17 protein-coding genes are annotated in these 19143 nt (G+C 35.2%); 5 read left to right on the top strand and 12 right to left on the bottom strand.

Going from position 1 to position 19143, the window contains the following annotated elements; all coding sequences use genetic code 11:
• Positions 1-47: 47 nt before the first annotated feature.
• Positions 48-1466: a PLP-dependent aminotransferase family protein gene (locus tag DCO46_RS15880; RefSeq protein ID WP_116753488.1), complete on the top strand. Its 1419-nt coding sequence runs from the start codon at positions 48-50 to the stop codon at positions 1464-1466.
• 76 nt (positions 1467-1542) lie between these two features.
• Here the strand turns inward: DCO46_RS15880 and DCO46_RS15875 are convergent, their stop codons facing one another.
• The 5 genes from DCO46_RS15875 to DCO46_RS15855 all read right to left on the bottom strand — a co-directional run bounded on the left by DCO46_RS15875 (position 1543) and on the right by DCO46_RS15855 (position 6781).
• A complete protein-coding gene (locus DCO46_RS15875; protein WP_116753487.1) occupies positions 1543-2490 on the bottom strand; it encodes a bestrophin family protein in 948 nt (315 codons plus the stop codon).
• A gap of 46 nt (positions 2491-2536) precedes the next feature.
• Positions 2537-3259, bottom strand: a complete 723-nt coding sequence (locus DCO46_RS15870) for a hypothetical protein (protein ID WP_116753486.1) — start codon at positions 3257-3259, stop codon at positions 2537-2539.
• Between the two features lie 77 nt (positions 3260-3336).
• Positions 3337-4737, bottom strand: coding sequence for a sensor histidine kinase (locus tag DCO46_RS15865; protein ID WP_116753485.1), 1401 nt, complete (start codon positions 4735-4737; stop codon positions 3337-3339).
• A gap of 1 nt (position 4738) precedes the next feature.
• Positions 4739-5413: a response regulator transcription factor gene (locus DCO46_RS15860; protein WP_116753484.1), complete on the bottom strand. Its 675-nt coding sequence runs from the start codon at positions 5411-5413 to the stop codon at positions 4739-4741.
• Between the two features lie 93 nt (positions 5414-5506).
• On the bottom strand, positions 5507-6781 hold the full coding sequence (locus tag DCO46_RS15855; protein ID WP_116753483.1) for a BamA/TamA family outer membrane protein: 1275 nt from the start codon (positions 6779-6781) through the stop codon (positions 5507-5509).
• A gap of 188 nt (positions 6782-6969) precedes the next feature.
• Between DCO46_RS15855 and DCO46_RS15850 the strand changes: the two genes are divergently transcribed.
• A complete protein-coding gene (locus DCO46_RS15850; protein ID WP_116753482.1) occupies positions 6970-7548 on the top strand; it encodes a pentapeptide repeat-containing protein in 579 nt (192 codons plus the stop codon).
• Between the two features lie 67 nt (positions 7549-7615).
• Here DCO46_RS15850 and DCO46_RS15845 read toward each other — a convergent pair whose 3' ends face one another.
• The 4 genes from DCO46_RS15845 to glyA all read right to left on the bottom strand — a co-directional run bounded on the left by DCO46_RS15845 (position 7616) and on the right by glyA (position 11439).
• The gene (locus DCO46_RS15845; protein ID WP_116753481.1) at positions 7616-8119 is read right to left on the bottom strand and encodes a GNAT family N-acetyltransferase; all 504 of its coding nucleotides are present in this window, start codon (positions 8117-8119) and stop codon (positions 7616-7618) included.
• Positions 8120-8141: 22 nt separating this feature from the next.
• Positions 8142-9185 (bottom strand): GMP reductase, encoded by a 1044-nt coding sequence (locus DCO46_RS15840; RefSeq protein ID WP_116753480.1) that lies wholly within the window; start codon positions 9183-9185, stop codon positions 8142-8144.
• Positions 9186-9421: 236 nt separating this feature from the next.
• Positions 9422-10015, bottom strand: a complete 594-nt coding sequence (locus DCO46_RS15835; RefSeq protein WP_055097892.1) for a tRNA-(ms[2]io[6]A)-hydroxylase — start codon at positions 10013-10015, stop codon at positions 9422-9424.
• Between the two features lie 149 nt (positions 10016-10164).
• Complete coding sequence (gene glyA / locus DCO46_RS15830) at positions 10165-11439, bottom strand: serine hydroxymethyltransferase (RefSeq protein ID WP_116753479.1); 1275 nt, start codon at positions 11437-11439, stop codon at positions 10165-10167.
• A gap of 109 nt (positions 11440-11548) precedes the next feature.
• Here glyA and fahA point away from each other — a divergent pair, with 109 nt between their 5' ends.
• Positions 11549-12832, top strand: coding sequence for a fumarylacetoacetase (gene fahA, locus DCO46_RS15825; RefSeq protein ID WP_116753478.1), 1284 nt, complete (start codon positions 11549-11551; stop codon positions 12830-12832).
• A 249-nt stretch (positions 12833-13081) separates the two neighbouring features.
• On the opposite strand, the gene DCO46_RS15820 is transcribed toward fahA, so the two are convergent.
• Positions 13082-14122 carry an agmatine/peptidylarginine deiminase gene (locus DCO46_RS15820; RefSeq protein ID WP_116753477.1) on the bottom strand — a complete coding sequence of 347 codons (1041 nt, stop codon included), beginning with the start codon at positions 14120-14122 and terminating at the stop codon, positions 13082-13084.
• A gap of 181 nt (positions 14123-14303) precedes the next feature.
• Here DCO46_RS15820 and DCO46_RS15815 point away from each other — a divergent pair, with 181 nt between their 5' ends.
• Complete coding sequence (locus DCO46_RS15815; RefSeq protein WP_116753476.1) at positions 14304-15824, top strand: choice-of-anchor I family protein; 1521 nt, start codon at positions 14304-14306, stop codon at positions 15822-15824.
• A gap of 223 nt (positions 15825-16047) precedes the next feature.
• Complete coding sequence (locus DCO46_RS15810) at positions 16048-17307, top strand: OmpA family protein (RefSeq protein WP_116753475.1); 1260 nt, start codon at positions 16048-16050, stop codon at positions 17305-17307.
• Positions 17308-17381: 74 nt separating this feature from the next.
• Here DCO46_RS15810 and DCO46_RS15805 read toward each other — a convergent pair whose 3' ends face one another.
• Both DCO46_RS15805 and DCO46_RS22710 read right to left on the bottom strand, forming a co-directional pair.
• Positions 17382-18272: a carbon-nitrogen hydrolase gene (locus DCO46_RS15805; RefSeq protein ID WP_116753474.1), complete on the bottom strand. Its 891-nt coding sequence runs from the start codon at positions 18270-18272 to the stop codon at positions 17382-17384.
• A 486-nt stretch (positions 18273-18758) separates the two neighbouring features.
• Positions 18759-19143 (bottom strand): hypothetical protein (locus DCO46_RS22710; protein WP_116753473.1); only part of this gene is annotated, 385 nt, incomplete at its 5' end.

The following is a 19143-nucleotide window of genomic DNA, read 5'->3' as shown; positions in this document are numbered from 1 at the left end:
AATACAGATACAGTTTTTGTAAATTGCACCATAACAGTTTTTTTTTTATGGGAAGTTCCAATTACTTATATCTTCAGTTTGCCGACAGGATCGAAAAGCAAATAAAATCGGGTGTTCTGAGCGTTGGCGACAAGCTACCTTCTATTCGCGAGGTTTGTGCCGAAACGGGTTACAGCATGAGTACGGTTAGTAAGGCGTATTATGAAATCGAAAGCCGTTCGCTGATCGAATCAAGGCCGCAATCGGGTTATTATGTAAGTAATACTTCTGCCCGAATTATTACAGAACCAAGTCCGAGCAGTCCGGTCTTAAAATGCTTAAATGTTGATCGGGAGGATTTGATTGATCAGGTTTATGGCAACATGACCGATAAAAATATCACAATGCTTTCTTTGGGTTTTCCTTCTAATGAGCTTCTTCCTATTGCAAAATTAAACAAAGGAATGATTCAGGCAATGCGTTCACTGCCCAACAGCGGAACGAGTTATGAGGAAGTACAGGGAAATCCGAATTTAAGAAGGGAAATTGCCCGCTGGTCTTTTACCTGGGGAGGATCTTTGACAGAAGATGATATTATTACAACTCCGGGCTGTACAAGTGCTATTTCGCATTGTTTAATGACTTTAACAAAACCGGGAGATACTATTATTACTGAAAGCCCCGCCTATTTTGGCCTTTTGCAGCTGGTAAAATCTTTAGGATTGTATGTGATGGAAATGCCAACCAACATGACAACAGGAATAGAACTGGAAGCTCTGAAAAAAGCACTTTCTTCTAAAAAAGTAAAAGCTTGTGTACTGATGAGCAATTTTAGCAACCCATCCGGAAGTATGATGCCTGTTGAACATAAAAAGGAAGTGGTCCGGCTGATGGAGTTTTACAATGTTCCGCTTATTGAAGATGATATTCACGGTGATTTATACTTTGGCTCCAGCCGTCCGACAAATTGCAAAGCTTATGACGAAAGCGGTATTGTGCTTTGCTGCAGTTCGGTATCAAAAACACTGGCTCCGGGTTATCGCGTGGGATGGGTTTCGCCCGGAAAGTTTAAAAAGGAAATTTTGCGTAATAAAATTTATCATACCCTTTCTCCTCCTACTATTACACACGAGGTTATTGGCGATTTTCTTAAAAATGGACGTTATGAAAATCATCTTAGAAAAATTCGCCAGATACTGAATCATAATTGCAATAATTATATCAATACCGTTCTGGAATCTTTTCCGAAAGGAACAAAAGTAAGTCAGCCGCAAGGCGGTTTTTTTCTTTGGATAGAATTAGATAAAAAAATAGATACGGCAGATTTTTATCATCTGGCCATGAAACACCATATTAGTATTGCGCCGGGAAGGATTTTTTCTTTTCAGGATCAGTTTTCGAATTGCATGCGATTGAGTTTTGGACTTCCGTGGACAAATGAATTACGTCAGTCTATCCAGACATTAGGGAGGTTAGTGTATAAATAGAAAACCAGACAGCTAAAACAATAAACAGCGCTGTCTGGCTAACAATCTAACAATTAAGTGACCAAAAAAAAAATAATCATAAAACGAAATAAGCGTCGTTTTCCGCTTTTTGAGGCTGCTCTTTTAAATCAAATTCATTTAGAATATCAAATTCACTTTGATACTCATTGAGCATCTGCTTAATATTTTTTTCAATTGTATTGGCAATTGTAGTTACCGGTGTATCTGTCGGTCTGTTTTCAAACGGGTCCTGCAAATGGATTGCCATTCTTTCTATCAAAAAGAAAGCGGCGGCAATAGCGGTAATCAACGGGATCGCAAACCAGCTTAACACACTTGTCAGTCCAAAAGGCAATAACAGAATAAAAAGACAAAGTGTCAATCTTATATACATACTGTATGTTGTAGGGAAAATGGTGTTTTTAATTCTTTCACATTTACCCATTTCATCACACAATCTTGATAACGTATTGTCTATTTCTACCTGCTGATACATATTGATACGTTTATCGTTTTTGGCATTTCTAAGATCCCTTGCGTGAAGCATCAAAATAGCATTTGGCACATTTTGATGATTTTTGATGTATTTGATTTCTTCTTCACTCACCAGACCTTTCAGTGGTTTTATGGCATCTTTTCCTCTAAGGGATTGTCCTAAACTATAACACCATGCAATTTGTCTCTTGGCAAAATTTTCTTTGAACTCGCTTGCTTCAACAGAAAAATCAGGGTCTTTATAAAATGTCAAAACCTGACGGATTAATGTTCTGGAATCGTTTACTACTGCACCCCATACAATCCGGGCTTCCCACCATCTGTCATAAGCCTGATTGGATTTAAAAGCCAATAGCAGCGAAATAATTGTTCCAATCATGGTTGGAATGGCAATTGGAATATCTACGGGAAGGTTGATGAAATAGTAATGAAAAATTTCAAATAGTATCGTATAGGCCAATACCAGAGCAATTTCTACTTTAATTTTCCCGAGAATGTACTTCATTGGAATTCTTTTCTTTAATAACATATTTTCGGTTTTAAATTAAACTTATATTTTTCTTGAGAAATCAGTTTTAAGCTAATTCTTCGTACAGCGATAAGACCGGAAGTCCCAATTTATCGTTGATGTTTTCTTTTTTTGTTTTTTTGAATTTGATTTTTTCACCCTTGCGTGTTTCTACCAGCAAATCAATATCATATTTTGAAATTGCTTCGGACAGATAAGGCGTCATATCTTCGTAATTGTCATTCGTTTTTGCGGTCTGGCTCACAATTTCATAAGAAAAATTAGCGCTCAAAAACTGCTGAACATCTTTTACATGCAGGTTTGCATTTGCATTTTCGATATAAAGTGCTTTATAAAAGTTGTCTTTAGTAAGTTCTGTCCCTAAATGCAGTATTGGGCACTTTTGGTTTGCAGCCAGTTTTACTAAGTAATTATGAATACGTTTTGTTTCCTGCTTATAAGAATTGGTCAGAATAACCAGTTTTACATTAAAAGCATCAATAATACCTTTGAAGATTGGAGACGAAAGTCCGTATTGATTGTGCACTTTTAATTTACAGTTAGGCACTTTTTCGACAATATATCTGCAGGTTTCAAGAACTTCTTCCTGGCTTGCCGTAATGCCTGCTCGCATTTCGCGTAAGAATTGTGATGAGGAAAAAGAATCCGGAGTTTCAGAAACCATCATTAAAACAATTTGAAAATCACTGTTTTTACCCTGGATAATAGCTGATTTTACAGCACTGACAGTATCTTGTTTTAAGGTCGTAGGTATAAGGAAATTTTTCATATGTATAATCGTTTAGTTTATACATACAAAATAACTTCCTGAAAATTAGAAGGGTCTTAATATAAAATTAGATTTTTCTAAGATTCAACATTAGATTTTTTAATGTTGCTCTTTTTAATATCTTTCTTGAAAATTATAGTTACAATAGTTCCTTTATTCTGTTCCGATTGTACTTGAATTTCACCGGCATGCATTCGGATAATTTTAGAAGCCAGAGGAAGCCCCAGACCATATCCTATGTATTTTGCAGCGATTTTTCCCCTAAAGAAAGGTTCATATAAATGAGGGATATCTTCCGGAGGAATTCCGATTCCGATATCATTTATGGAAATTTTAATCGCTTCGTTGTTTGCAGAAAGCGTAACGAATACTTCATTATTATCAGAGTATTTTACTCCGTTTGTAATAATATTATTGATCGCCAGTTCCAAAAGTGGCCTGTTACACGGGATCAGCAGTAAATTAGAATCTTTTGGTGCAAAATTAAGCTTGATGCTTACGCGGTTATCAGGATAAATTTTATCCAGGTCCGATTTGACATCTAATAATAGTTCATCAATACGGGCAATATCCAAAACCTGTTTGTTACCATCATAACCTGTTTGTGTAAGCTTCAGCAAACTTTCGGTCAGATTACCCAATCTTGAAGCCTGACTATAAATGTTTTGCAGGGATTCTATATATTCTGTCACTTCACGCTCTTTAAGGAGCATAATTTCAGACTCGGCAATAATGGTTGTAATTGGCGTTTTTAGTTCGTGGGATGCATTATTAATGAAGTTGGCCTGAATCTCAAAAGAGGTTTCCAGACGATCCAGCATATCATTAAAAGTTCTGGTCAGATCTGAAATTTCGTCTGAATTTTTTATTTCCGGCAATCGGTTGTGCAGGTTTGAAGCACTGATTCTGTTTACTTCTTTGGTAATTCTTGCCACAGGATTGATAACACGTTTCGCCAGAAAACGTCCTAAAAAGAAAGCAAGAAAGATAAATCCGATACCGCCAAAAAGCAAAATTTTTACAATGTAGATTGTAGTCGTTTTTCCTCTTTTGTCTCTTGCTCCAACAACGACAATATATTTTTGATTATTTTCCGTAAAAACCTGACCTAAGTAATATTTACTGTTTACTTCAAAATAATCTTTTCCGGTTTGCAGGATATTAGAATAAAATTCATTCGGCAAATTTAGCTTGGTATTATAATCAAAGCTGTTGGCACTGTTGATTTTAAGAACATATTCTTCTTCTTCAATAAGCTCTTCCAGTCCGTTTTTTTTCAGGTTACTGTAGTATTTTATTTTTTCGGGATCGTTCTGAAAGTGTACAGAAGCAACGATTTTGGCCCTGTCTTCAAGCCTTTTTAAGAAGTGATAACGGTTATTTTCTCTAAATAAAACGAATACTATTATACTCAGGAGCAAAGTACTAAAAGTAGAGAGTGCTACATAAGTAAACGTAATTTTTTTTCTAATGTCCATTTTAGGCTTGTATTACATATCCTAAACCTTTCATGGTCTGGATAAGTTTGGTCTTGAAAGGCTTATCTATCTTTTTTCTTAAATAATTGATGTATACATCAACAACATTGGTATTCATGTCAAAATTAATATCCCAGACATTATCCAGAATCTGGTCACGGGATACAATTCTTCCGGTGTTTTTAGCCAAATAATAAAGTAATTTAAATTCTTTGGCAGTCAGGATAATAGGTTCGCCATCTCTTTTAACGGTTTTGGCTCTTCCGTTTATTTCCAAATCACTGATAATTATGGTATCTATTTTTTCTGTTTCCTGATGCGCCCTTCTGTTCAGAGCATTTACCCTTGCGTCGAGTTCTCCAAATTTAAAAGGTTTCACCAGGTAATCATCGGCACCGGCATTTAAACCGGTTACAATATTTTCTGAAGTTCCCAAAGCTGTCAAAAGCAGGATAGGAACAAAAATTTTACTGGCGCGCAATCTTCTGCAAATTTCAATTCCGTTGATATCCGGCAGCATTACATCCAAAATCACAACATCAAAAGTATAATTGTGAATCATTTCCAAAGCCGTTGTACCATCAAGCGCAACGCTAACTTCATTGTTGTTTTCTGCAAATCCTTTACGTAAAATAGAGAGCAAATTTGGTTCGTCTTCGACTATAAGTAATTTCATTTTAGAAGATTGTGTATACAACAAAAATAAGCATTGAATTTAAAATAAAAAGCATAACCTAAGGAGAATTATGTTTTTCTTATGAAGAAAAGCTCAAAAAGTTTCTCCGGCATTTATATAAAATCCTTTTGAATTGTTCCCGACAGCATAATCGACAACAAGGTTTGTGCGGGTTTTCTTATCGATCAAAATTCGCAGGCCCACTCCTATTGCAGGCTGTACAGAACTAAAAAGACGGGTGTCTGTTTCGGGATTACTTGCGGTTGTAAAGTGTGTAAAAACGGTTCCTCCAAACATTTGATTACAGGTTATTGGAAATCTGAATTCTGTAGAAAAATAGATCATATTCGTTCCTCTGAATAATCCCTGCGTGTAGCCTTCTCCACTCCGGCTTCTCTGGTCCCAGCCAATTGCAGGTAAATTTAAATACGGAACTTTTCCGCGCGTTACAAATTGCCCGTAGGCCCAAATTCCTAAAATGTACCCCTCGTTCTTTCGCGAAAGCGGAATAAAATTTCTGTATTCTGTAAAAAGCACATTACTATATTCCTGATTTTTAAACAATACAGGATTAAAACGGTAGTTTATATTCGCAAACCATCCACGCGAGGTATTGACCTGATTATCTCTGGAATCGTAAACAACATTCAGACTCACACCGGTTAAGTAGTACTCCAAATCATTGAATCCGTATTTTTGACTGTACTTATAATGATAGGTAAAAACCTGATTTTCAATATCAAGATTTTTATCGTTAATCTTCATATACCAGTCTATATTTATTCCTCCGCCTAAATAAAAATTCTTTCTCATTTGCCAGGATGCCGTTTGGTGAAACTTGAAATAATTATAATCCATTGGCTGAGCAATAGAATCAATACTAAAATTATCACTTCTGCTGTGAGGCGGAATAATATTAGTTCCCAAGCCGTAATTAGGCTGCGAAAAAATGTATATACGATAATCACCGCTCAAAAATATCTTGTTGTTCTTCAATAAAATATTGTTTTTAATATTTATTAGCCATTGCTTTTTTGAAGTATAGGTCACTCCCAGATTGGCGATAGAATATTTGGCTGTTTCTTCTTTTCCTTTGAAAGTATACTGGGCAACGCCGCCAAAAACAAAACCTGTGGCAGGCTGTGTACCTATAACCGGAATGACAAGGAAAAAACTATTTTTTTCTGGTTTTAGAGTCAAAAGGGAATCTTTATCTTTTTTTGTAAAAAGTTCCAGAATTGTTTTTGGAGGACAAAGTTCTGTCGTGTCAGTATGATTTTGCGCAATGCTATTAAATGAAATAAAAAAAAGTAACCCTACGATTTTACAGGAATATTTTAAGAAATTATTTTTTAAAAACGTTACCATTATAAGTCAGGTGTTTTTTAATAATCACAAATACTTCTATAAATATAACCCTTATTATCAATACTTTACACCTAAATCCATTAAAAATAACAGTATCATAAAAGCAGAAATAAAATGTTATCTGAAAAAAATAAAAACTATCCCACCTTAATTATTATCTTTTCAGTCTGAAACAACGATTAAAAGCAGTGAAAAAAGAATCTGAATATTTTCTTGATAAAGAATATAATACCCTGATTTATGAGAAAGATGATCTTAATTTTAAGGACTTCGAATGCTGTATTTTTAATAATTGTAATTTCTCTGCCTGTACTTTTTTAGCCGTAACATTTATTGATTGTGTTTTTAATGATTGCATTTTTAATGAAGCAAAAATCAATTATGTAGCTTTTAGAAGTGTCACTTTTTACAGATGTGAAATCAGGGAAGTAAATTTTGCCATGTGCGATAAACTGATTTTTGAAGTGCATTTTTATGATTGCATTTTAGATTTTTCTAAATTTTATACCCTGAAAATAAAAGGAACCACTTTCAATAATTGCAGTCTGATTGCGGTAGATTTTATGGCCACAGATCTCACAGGCGTACTTTTTGACAACTGCGATTTGTACCGCTCTGAATTTGACAAAGCAATAGCCAATAAGGCCGATTTTAAAACCAGTTATAATTACACTATTGATCCTTCAAAAACTAAATTGAAGAAAGCTATTTTTTCTTTGAATGAAGTGAAAGGTTTATTGTTCAAACATGATGTGATTGTGAGTTGAATCAGTTTGAGAAATTGGATTCTAATCCATTAAATCACAGTAGGCCAAGAACAATATTGTGCAAAAATTATTTTGATATCTGTTTCCCCATCACATAATCTTCCATTAAATAACCATTTCCTATTTCTATATCAACTGTTTCCTTGATTTCGAAACCTAGTTTTTTATAAAAATTTAATGCTGTATTAAAACGGTTTACATTTAATAAAAGTGCTGCTGAATTATTTTCTAAAGCCAGTTTTTCAATCGATTCGAAAACTATTTTCCCGTAACCTTTTCCTTGTGTTTCCGGCAAAAGATATATTTTATGGATCTTAGTTATGGCTTCATTTTTATAATTATGCTCAATTCCGATAAAACCAATTGTCGATTCTGAATCTGAAATTAGATAAAATAACTGTTCTTTATTCCCGATTTGTTTTGATAAAGCTTCTTCGGAATAAAACAAACCTAACATATAATCTAATTGTGTTTGAGACAAAATTTCGCAGTAAGTAATGGGCCAGGTAATATTTGTGATTTCCTGAATTATTTTAATATCACTTAAACCTGCTTCTGAAATTGTAATCATAATCTATGCTTAAAAATGCTTTTTATTTAGTGTTGAAAATTTGATTTTCCTGTTCGCTTACGCGGATGAAAGTGGTGCGTTTGGTTAGTTCTTTTAACCTGGAAGCCCCGACATATGTACAGGTGCTTCGCAAACCTCCCAAAATATCCAAAAGTGTATGAATAACATTCCCTTTAAAAGGAACCTGAACTGTTTTTCCTTCGCTTGCTCTGTATTCTGCTACACCGCCAACATGTTTATCCATTGCAGTTGTAGAACTCATTCCGTAAAATTGCCTGAATTTCTCACCGTTAATTTCGATTAACTCGCCTCCGCTTTCTGTATGCCCGGCTAACATTCCGCCCAGCATAACAAAATCTGCGCCTGCACCAAAAGCTTTTGCCACATCGCCCGGAGTTGAGCAGCCACCATCGCTGATAATATGTCCGCCCAGACCATGAGCAGCATCGGCACATTCGATAATTGCGGATAATTGTGGATATCCGACTCCTGTTTTTACGCGGGTTGTACAAACAGATCCCGGGCCAATCCCAACTTTTACTATATCTGCTCCTGCCAAAAGCAATTCTTCTACCATTTCGCCTGTTACGACATTTCCGGCAATGATTACTTTATCCGGATATTGTTTTCGGATTTGCTTCAAAAAATCAACAAAATGCTCTGAATAACCGTTTGCAACATCAATACAAATAAAACGAAGTTGAGGATTCGCTTTAATAATTTCTGCAATTTTCAAAGAGTCTTCGCTTCCTGTACCTGTGCTAATGGCAATGTAATTGTAAAAATCCGAATCGGCTTTTTGCAAAAAATCGCTCCATTCTTTTGGAGTATAATGTTTATGAATGGCTGTAAACAGCTTTTCTTTAGCCAAAACTTCAGCCATTTCAAAAGTTCCGACTGTATCCATATTGGCAGCCATAATCGGAATTCCTGTCCATGGAGCGGAACTGTGCAGAAATTTAAAATTTTGTTCTAAAGTAACTTCCGACCGACTCTTTAGGGTTGATCTTTTTGGTCGTATCATTACATCTTTAAATCCCAGTTTTAGGTCCATTTCTATCCTCATAATTCAAGATTTTGGTTACTCTCAAATATAAGGAATTTTATCCCGAAACTTCGGGATAGATTTTAGATTTTAGATTATAAAAACTTAAAATTGAACTCAGATTTAACTGATTCGCTATCGCGAAAACGCGGATTGAAACGGATTTTTTAATTTTGAAGGGATTCGCAAAGTTTCTAATTATCAGGATCACTCAACGTGAAAAACCTGAAACCTGAAACCTGAAACAAACTAAAAGCTTACCCGTGAATCGTCTCTCCTTTTCCGTAATTAGTAATAATTGATTCTTCGTAAGCAAGCCATTCTCTCCATCGTTTTTCAACGTCGATTCCAACACCGTATTTTCTTGCATAAGTGATGAAAGTGGTATAATGTCCGGCTTCACTTTCCATTAATTCTCTGTAGAAAACAGCTAGTTCTTCGTCCTGGATATTTTCAGATAAAACTTTAAAACGTTCACAGCTTCTGGCTTCGATCATTGCCGAAAACAATAATCTTTCTACAAGACCTGAAACACGGCTTCCGTCACCGCTTTTCTTCATGTACAAATACAATTCGTTTACATAATCGTCTTTGCGCTCACGTCCTAATTTTAATCCTCTTTTTATGATGATATTATGCACCTGCTCAAAATGATCGATTTCTTCTTTGGCTAAGGCCAATAAATCTTTTACCAAATCCTGATGCTCCGAATTATTGGTAATGATTGTAATCGCATTTGTTGCTGCTTTCTGTTCGCACCACGCGTGATCTGTTAAGATTTCTTCGATGTTCTTCTCAACAATATTTACCCATCTTGGGTCGGTTGGCAGTTGTAATCTTAGTACGCCCATGATATTTTGTTTTTTTTTGTTTGAGGTTTCAAGTTTTAAGTTCCTTGTGTTACGTTCTTTTAGGAATGAAAAAAGTTTAAAGTCTTGTTTTACGTTTTTTTACGTGCCACAAAACTTTAAACTTGAAACTTTAAACCTGAAACTTTTTATTAATAAACGAAAATCGGTCTTTCGCTCATCATTTCATTTACTTCGTTTGCTACTTCTTCGATAACAGTTTCATTTGTATGATCTGCCAATACTCTGTCGATAAGTGCTACGATAGTTTCCATATCTTCTTCAACCAAACCACGAGTTGTGATTGCAGCTGTTCCTACACGAATTCCAGACGTGATAAAAGGTGATTTATCATCAAAAGGAACCATGTTTTTATTTACTGTAATTTCTGCTTTTACCAATGCATTTTCAGCTTCTTTACCTGAAATATTTTTATTTCTCAAGTCAATAAGCATCATATGGTTATCTGTTCCGCCAGAAATAATTTTGTATCCTCTTTTTACAAAAGCATCTGCCATTGCATTTGCATTTTTTTGCAATTGCATTGCATAAGTAAAGAACTCATCTTTAAGAGCTTCACCAAAAGCAACCGCTTTAGCAGCGATAATATGCATTAAAGGTCCACCTTGATTTCCAGGGAAAACCGCTAAATCTAATAATGAAGACATCATTCTGATTTCTCCTTTTGGAGTTTTTAACCCTTGTGGGTTTTCAAAATCTTTCCCCATTAAGATCAGACCTCCACGTGGTCCTCTTAATGTTTTGTGAGTTGTTGTAGAAACAATATGACAATGTGGAATTGGATCGTTTAATAATCCTTTTGCAATAAGACCTGCAGGGTGTGAAATATCAGCAAATAAGATTGCTCCAACACTATCAGCAATTTGTCTGAAACGGGCAAAATCCATATCACGCGAATAAGCAGAAGCTCCTGCGATGATTAATTTTGGCTGTTCTTTAGTTGCAATTTCCTGAATTTTATCGTAATCCAAACGACCTGTTTCAGCATCTACACCGTAAAAAACAGGACGGTATAAACGGCCTGAAAAGTTTACAGGAGAACCGTGAGTTAAGTGACCACCGTGAGATAAATCAAAACCTAAAATAGTATCTCCGGGATTTAAACAAGCGTGGTAAACAGCTGTATTTGCCTGAGATCCTGAGTGAGGCTGTACGTTTGCATATTCAGCACCAAACAATTCTTTAGCTCTGTCGATCGCAATTTGCTCAATAACGTCAACTACTTCGCAACCGCCGTAGTATCTTTTGCCAGGATATCCTTCGGCATATTTATTAGTTAAAACAGATCCTGCTGCTTCCATTACTTCATCACTTACAAAGTTTTCTGAAGCAATAAGTTCTAATCCGTGAATTTGTCTGTCTTGTTCCTCTAGTATAAGGTTAAAAATTTGTTCGTCGCGTTGCATTTTTTCGTTTTTCGTTAATTTCCTGCAAAAATACAAAAAAACGTTTGTCATACAGTTAGATTATGATATATTTGACAAGTAATTTTTCAACAAATAATTAACATTCAACATGCCAATAACCGCCAACGATACCAAAAGAAAATCATGGTTAGAAGTACCAGAAAATAGTGACTTCCCTATTCAGAATATTCCTTTCGGTGTATTTCTTACCAAAGAAAATATCGTTACTGTAGGAACAAGGATTGGTGATTACGCCATAGATTTAGGGGCTTTACAACAATTAAACTATTTTTCAGGAATAGAATTGACTGATGATATGTTTATGCAGGACACGCTTAATGATTTTATTTCTGACGGAAAAAAAACATGGCGTCTGGTCCGAAATCGCATCGCTGACATTTTTGACGCAGAAAACCCACAACTTAGAGATTCAACAAAAGACCGAGATATTGTTATTTTTAAAATCGATGATGTAGAAATGCAATTGCCAGTGTTAATTGGTGATTATACTGATTTCTATTCAAGTAAAGAACACGCTACCAATGTTGGTAAAATGTTCCGTGATCCGGAAAATGCCTTATTGCCAAACTGGTTACACATCCCGGTAGGTTACCACGGAAGAAGTTCTACTATCGTTCCGTCCGGAATCCCTGTTCACAGGCCAATGGGACAAACTTTGCCTCCCGGTCACGATACACCTGTTTTTGGTGCTTCGAGATTAGTTGATTTCGAACTCGAAACTGCTTTTATTACTACCGATGTCAACGTAATGGGTGAAAATATCCCAACTTACGAGGCTGAAGATTATATTTTCGGAATGGTTTTATTGAATGACTGGAGTGCCCGTGATATTCAGAAATGGGAATATGTGCCTCTTGGACCATTCTTAGCAAAAAACTTTGCTACTTCAATTTCTCCATGGATTGTGACTATGGATGCTCTGGAACCTTTTAGAACAAAAGGGCCAAAACAAGATCCAACACCACTTCCTTATCTTCAGACAAAAGGGAAAAAAGCATTTGATATACATTTAGAAGTTTCACTTAAACCTGAAGATCAGGAAGAAACGGTAATTTCTAAATCTAATTTTAAATATTTATACTGGTCAATGAGTCAGCAACTGGCGCATCATACATCAAACGGATGCCGTGTGAATTCTGGCGATATGATGGGATCAGGAACTATTTCGGGACCAACTCCTGATAGTTTTGGCTCTATGCTGGAATTAACATGGGGCGGAAAAAATCCATTAAAATTAAAAGATGGAAGCGAACGTAAATTTATTGAAGATAATGACACGGTAATCATTCGTGGTTTCTGCGAAAATGCAGAAGTACGAATTGGTTTTGGAGAAGTTGCAAGCCAGCTTTTACCTCCATTTATCAGACAATGAAGAGCAGATAAAATTTCTGACGAGATATAAAAAACAAAAACCTTGGTTGTCGCCAAGGTTTTTTTTATGCTTTTTTTTCTGAATCTCGCGAAGTCGCAAAGACGAAAAGTTTTTTATTTTATATCATATCAACGAAGTAAAAATTGTAAGCTTAATAATTTCTACACCAAACTTTGGGAGGCTTCGACTTCGCTCAGCCTGACAAACGTAAAAAACTTTGCGCCTTCGCGACTTTGCGAGATTAAAACATTAGGCAGGAATCTGCTGACTCAAACAATGTAATGTTCCGAATCCCCAGATGAAATCGATACAGCTTATTCCGATTACTTCACGATCAGGGAAACATTCTGATAATATATTTAAAGCTACACGGTCATTGCTGTCGTTGAAAGTTGGCACTAAAACGCAATTATTCAAAATTAAGAAATTGGCATAACTGGCCGGTAATCTTAAATCTTCAAAATCGACACGTTTTGGCATTGGTAATGCTACAATTACCGGAGATTTTCCGTTTTCTAATTTTGCATTTTGCAAACGTTTCAAATTGTCCTGCAAAGGTTTGTAGTTTGAATCATTTTTATCTGTTTCTACAATCGTAACGATGGTATCTTCGTTTACAAATCGGCATAAATCGTCGATGTGTCCGTGTGTATCATCACCTTCAATTCCGTCTCCAAGCCAGATTACGTTTGTAACACCAAGATATTCCTTAAAAACAGCTTCGTAATCTTCTTTGGTAAAACCCTGATTTCTAACCTGAATTGTCGGATGCATTAAACATTCTTCTGAAGTCAGTAAAGTTCCTTTTCCGTTTACATCAATGGCTCCGCCTTCAACAATAACGGGTTTTCCTTTGTACATAACCTGAGTTAACGGTACATTAATAAAATCGGCAACTTTTCCCGGAACAAATTTATCTAACTGATAGTTTTTATATTTTGCCCAACCGTTAAAATTAAAGTTTAACGCTTCTCTTTTCGAGCCGTTTTTTACAATAATTGGCCCTGAATCACGCATCCAGCTTCTGTTGGTTTTATGAATGATAAAAGAAACATTGGCAGTATTTACTCTTGCCCTTTCTAACATTTCAGCAACTTTTTCTTTTAGTTTTTCATCGGCTACGACCAAAAACACTGTTTCAAAAGTGGCTACTTTTTTAATAAATTCTACAAAAGCCCATTGAACAGCATCATATTTTCCTGGCCAGTCGTTGCCATTATGTGGAAAACATAAAACTATCCCCTGTTGTTTTTCCCATTCTGCCGGGAATCTTCTATTATTTGCTGACATAAAGATGTTTCTAAATTTGAAAGGGTACAAAGATAAGCATTCATAAGGATAATAAAAATAAGAGGAGAAAATCATCCGAAATTGAAAATCGTAGAGAAATTAAGTTAAAGATTAAATAATAAAGACTTAATATCTGACAAGATTCTGGTATCTACATTTGGCAAAACTAAAAAACCCAAAAATGAAAAAAGTAACTATCTCGTTATTAGCAGCCTTATTTATCATGGCAAGCTGTAATAACGATGACAATGCAAACAACGAAGAACCAGAAGTTGTTGTAAATGAAAATCCGGCAACCTTTAAGGAAATTGGAAGTATTACTATTGGCGGAGAAGCTGCTGCTGAAATTTCTGCTTATTGTGAAAAAACCAAAAGACTTTTTACAGTAAACAACAGTGGTGTTAATCAAATTGATGTTATTGATATTACAGATCCAACAAAACCAGCCAAAATTGGAAAAATTGATTTAGCTGCCTATGAAGGTGCTGCAAACAGTGTTTCTGTTTTTGACGGAAAACTGGCTGTTGCTTTAGAATCTACAGTAAACAAACAAGGAAACGGAAAAGTTGCTGTTTTTAATACTTCAGATTATAGTTTAATTAAGCAAGTTACCGTTGGTACTCTTCCGGATATGATTACTTTTTCGCCAGACGGAAAATTTATCATGACTGCTAATGAAGGGGAACCAAACACAGATTATTCTTTAGATCCAAACGGAACGATTTCTATTATTGAAACAGCTACTTATACTGTTACAACTCTTGATTTTAGTTCATTTAGCAGTCAGGCTGCCACATTAGCAAAAGACGGATTCAGAATCTCTAAATATGCTAAAAGCTTTGCTCAGGACATCGAACCGGAATACATTACCATTTCTGATGATTCTAAAACTGCCTGGGTAACTTTGCAGGAAAATAATGGTGTTGCAAAAATTGATTTAACTTCAAAAACCATTACAGCGATTTATCCTTTAGGTTTAAAAGATTATAATACTGCTGACAATGCAATTGATGGAAGTGATAAGGATGATAAAATTGCTTTTAATCCATGGAAAGTAAAAGGATTATTTATGCCGGACGCTATAAGTCATTTTTCTTCTAATAATGTTCCTTATTTTGTAACGGCTAATGAAGGTGATGCGAGAGAATATGCAGCTTATACCGATATTAAAAGAATGAAAGATATGACACTGGATCCAACAGTTTTCCCTGATGCGGCGACTTTAAAATTAGAAACTAATTTAGGAAGATTGAATCTTATTACCGATATGGGAGATACTGACGGTGATGGAGATTTGGATGAAATGGTGAGTTTTGGAGCCCGTTCTTTTTCTATCTGGAACGGAAATACCGGTAAAATTGTTTACGACAGCAAAAATGATGTTGACAAAAAAACGAATGAATTAGGAACTTACGACGATAAAAGAAGTGATGATAAAGGTTCTGAACCGGAAGCGGTAGTTGTTGCTAAAATGGGTAATCAGAATATATTATTTGTAGGTTTAGAAAGATCTGATGCTTTTATGACTTATGATGTTACCAATCCTGCCTCACCACAATATTTAAATACAGTAAAAACGGGTGATGCTCCTGAAGGGCTTCTTTTTATCCCCGCTTCAAAAAGTCCGACAAAAAGAAGTTTAGTTGTTGTAAGCAGCGAAGGCGACGGAACAATCAAAATATACCAGCCAGATTTAAAATAATTTATTACAATCCGAAAATGCAAAAAGGGGCAAATATTAAATTTGTCCCTTTTCTTTTGTCTAATTTTTGGTTTATTTTAACAATTATGCACCATTTTTGAGCATTTTATGGAAATTATATAAGACATTATAAAAAGTAATGGAACAAAATTTCTTCTTGCGTGTTATAAGTTTGTCCCAAGCTCAGCAAAAGCTTAACAAATTCAAATTAAATTAAAATAACATGAAAAAGAAATTAGCTTCCTTATCATTTTTAGTGCTTTCATTTGCAGCAAGCGCACAAAACATGACAACAACATCAGTTCAGCCCTCAATCGACAAATTAGCATATAATAAATGGTCCATAGAATTAAATGGTGGTGTAAATAAACCAACAAGAGCTATGACCGCTGGTTATGCTACAGAAACCCTTAATTTTTTTCACGCTGATTTAGGTGTCAGATATATGTTCAACCCAAAATTTGGTGTAAAATTAGATGTTGGATATGATCAGTTTAAAGAACGTGATAACACGCCTGATTTCGAAAGCAGATATGTAAGAACAAGTTTGCAGGGTGTTGTAAACATCGGACGAGCTTTGAATTTTGAAACCTGGACCAATACAATTGGTATTTTGGCTCACGGGGGTTTTGGAGTTTCACAAATTAGCACTGAGACCGGTTTTGGCGGTCAGGATTATATGGGTCACGGAATTCTTGGTTTAACCGGACAAATAAAATTAAGTAACAGAGTAGCACTGACTGGTGATCTTACCGGAATTGTGAATGGAAAACAAAACTGGAACTTTGACGGAATGGGAAATACAACTACCGGTTCTTTTGACGGGGTTTTGCTTAATGCATCTGTTGGTCTGACTTTTTATCTGGGTAAAAATGAGAAACATGCTGACTGGGTTGGTGAAGAAGACAGAATTGATGAGTTAGAGCAAAGAGTGGCTACAATTGAAAACGGAATTTTAGATACTGATAAAGACGGCGTAGCTGATTTATATGATCTGGAGCCAAATACAATTGCCGGAGTTGCTGTAAACACAAAAGGTCAGTCTATCGATACCAATCAAAATGGTGTACCGGATGAATTAGAAAGTTATTTGGAAAAAACTTATGGCCAAAATGGCAAAGGTGCTACAAATAATACTGTTGAGGAATTAATCAATGGCGGATATGTAAATGTTTATTTTGATTTTAATTCATCTAAACCAACAAATGCTTCGTTATCAGGTGTAGATTTCTTAGTGAAATATTTAAAAAACAATCCGGGTAAATCTGCTGATATTATTGGATATTCTGATGAAATTGGAAGTTCAAACTACAATACTGAGTTATCAAGAAAAAGAGCCGAAGCGGTGAAAAAAGTAGCTGTAAACGCAGGAATTGATGCTTCGAGATTAAATGTAATTGCTAATGGCGAAGATACTTCTGTTAATAAAAATTCTAAAGAAGCACGTCAAATCGTAAGAAGAGTTACTTTCCAGGTGAAATAATTTCAAAACTTCTATAAAAACAAAAGAGGACAAAATGTAGATTTTGTCCTCTTTTTTATTTTGATCGAAATTGATTATCTGTCAATTGCTCTTTTTGTAATATCTCCAAAAGCATCAATTCTTCTGTCTCTGAAAAATGGCCAGTTCTGACGAACGTTTTCCTGAAGATCTAAATCTACTTCTGCGATTAATATTTCTTCCTGATCGTGTGATGCCTGTGCTAAAATTTCACCTTGCGGACCAGCGATAAACGAAGCTCCCCAGAATTGAATTCCTTCAGTTCCTTCAATATATTGTTCTAAACCAATTCTGTTTGCTGCTGCAACAAAAACACCATTTGCAACCGCATGTCCTTTCATTACATTCATCCACGCGCCGTATTGGTTTTCTCCGTATTGTTCTTTTTCTTTTGGATGCCATCCGATTGCTGTTGGATAAAATAACACTTCAGCACCTTTAAGAGCGGTAATTCTGGCTGCTTCCGGATACCATTGATCCCAGCAGATTAATGTACCTATAGTTCCTTTTTTCGTTTCTATAGCCTGAAAACCTAAATCACCTGGTGTAAAATAGAATTTTTCATAGAAATGTGGATCGTCCGGAATATGCATTTTACGGTATAAACCAGCTTCTGTTCCGTCTGTATCAATAATATAGGCACTATTGTGATATATTCCTGCCATTCTTTTTTCAAAGAAAGGAACAATAATAACAACTCCCAGTTCTTTTGCTAGTTCACTAAAAGCGATAAAAGACGTACTGTATAAAGGTTCTGCTAATGCAAAGTTATCCACGTCTTCACTTTGGCAAAAATAATGACTGCTATATAATTCAGGTAGCAAAATAACTTCTGCACCTTTATTGGCTGCATCTCTTACCCAGCTGATGCATTTTTTAAGATTATTTTCTGCTACGTCGTTCAGATTTAACTGAACAACTGCTATTTTATATTTTCTTTTCGGCATGACATAAAATTTAGAGTGCAAAAATAGTAATTTTTAAGGGAATGACAATGGGAGCTACAGGTTCTTATAAAAACTAAAAACCTCTCTTTAGCCCCGATAGACGTGGAAATCCTTTTATGGTGGTGTTCACCATAAAAGATTGAAACAAATAGCGGGACAAATGGTTTTCTGAAAACTATTTATTCTGCTTCTTAAAAAGAAAAACACCAGCCTGGAGACCGGTGTTTCAAAAAAAAAAAAAATTAATGAAGCGGTTTAACTGAAGACAAATATTAAGCCGTTCAATTATAAAGAGTATAATAAAGCAATAAGGTTGCTTTGAAAATTGTTAATTTTTACAAATAAAAAATAACAAACTGTATATCAAACTGTTATAACAAAAAAATATTCAAATAAAATTAGACTCTGAATTTTAAGTAAAAAAAAACAGCTGAAAGATTTGATTCTTTCAGCTGTTCAAATACTTTATTCTAACGTTTTACAGAATTAATTTGAAATAACAACTGTTGTAACGATAAACTCAGTTTCTGATTTTGCAAATCTTAGATAATAAGTTCCCGGTGCATTTGGACTCATTAACTTATATAATGTTCTTTTTATTTCAGGAGTGTTTGTACTGCAAGTAGGAGGGTATTTTACCTGAACCTGATATCCATCAACTTTATTGAAATTTACATCATTTACCTGATGAAATTCTCCACAACCATTTTCTACCTGAAAAGATACTGAATAGCTAAGTTCCTGATTAGTTTTTCCAGTTAATGGTCCTACTACTTCTGTTACGTAAGTACTTTTGTAGATAGAATTGTCTTTTGGTGTATTATCATCATCGCTGCTGCATGAAGTCAATACAGTAAAAATGAATAATATA

This window comes from Flavobacterium sp. HTF, from assembly GCF_003105115.1.
Classification (GTDB): Bacteria; Bacteroidota; Bacteroidia; order Flavobacteriales; family Flavobacteriaceae; genus Flavobacterium.
The sequence above is the reverse complement of the archived record's forward strand: the minus strand, read 5'-3'. Positions and strand labels throughout refer to the sequence as shown.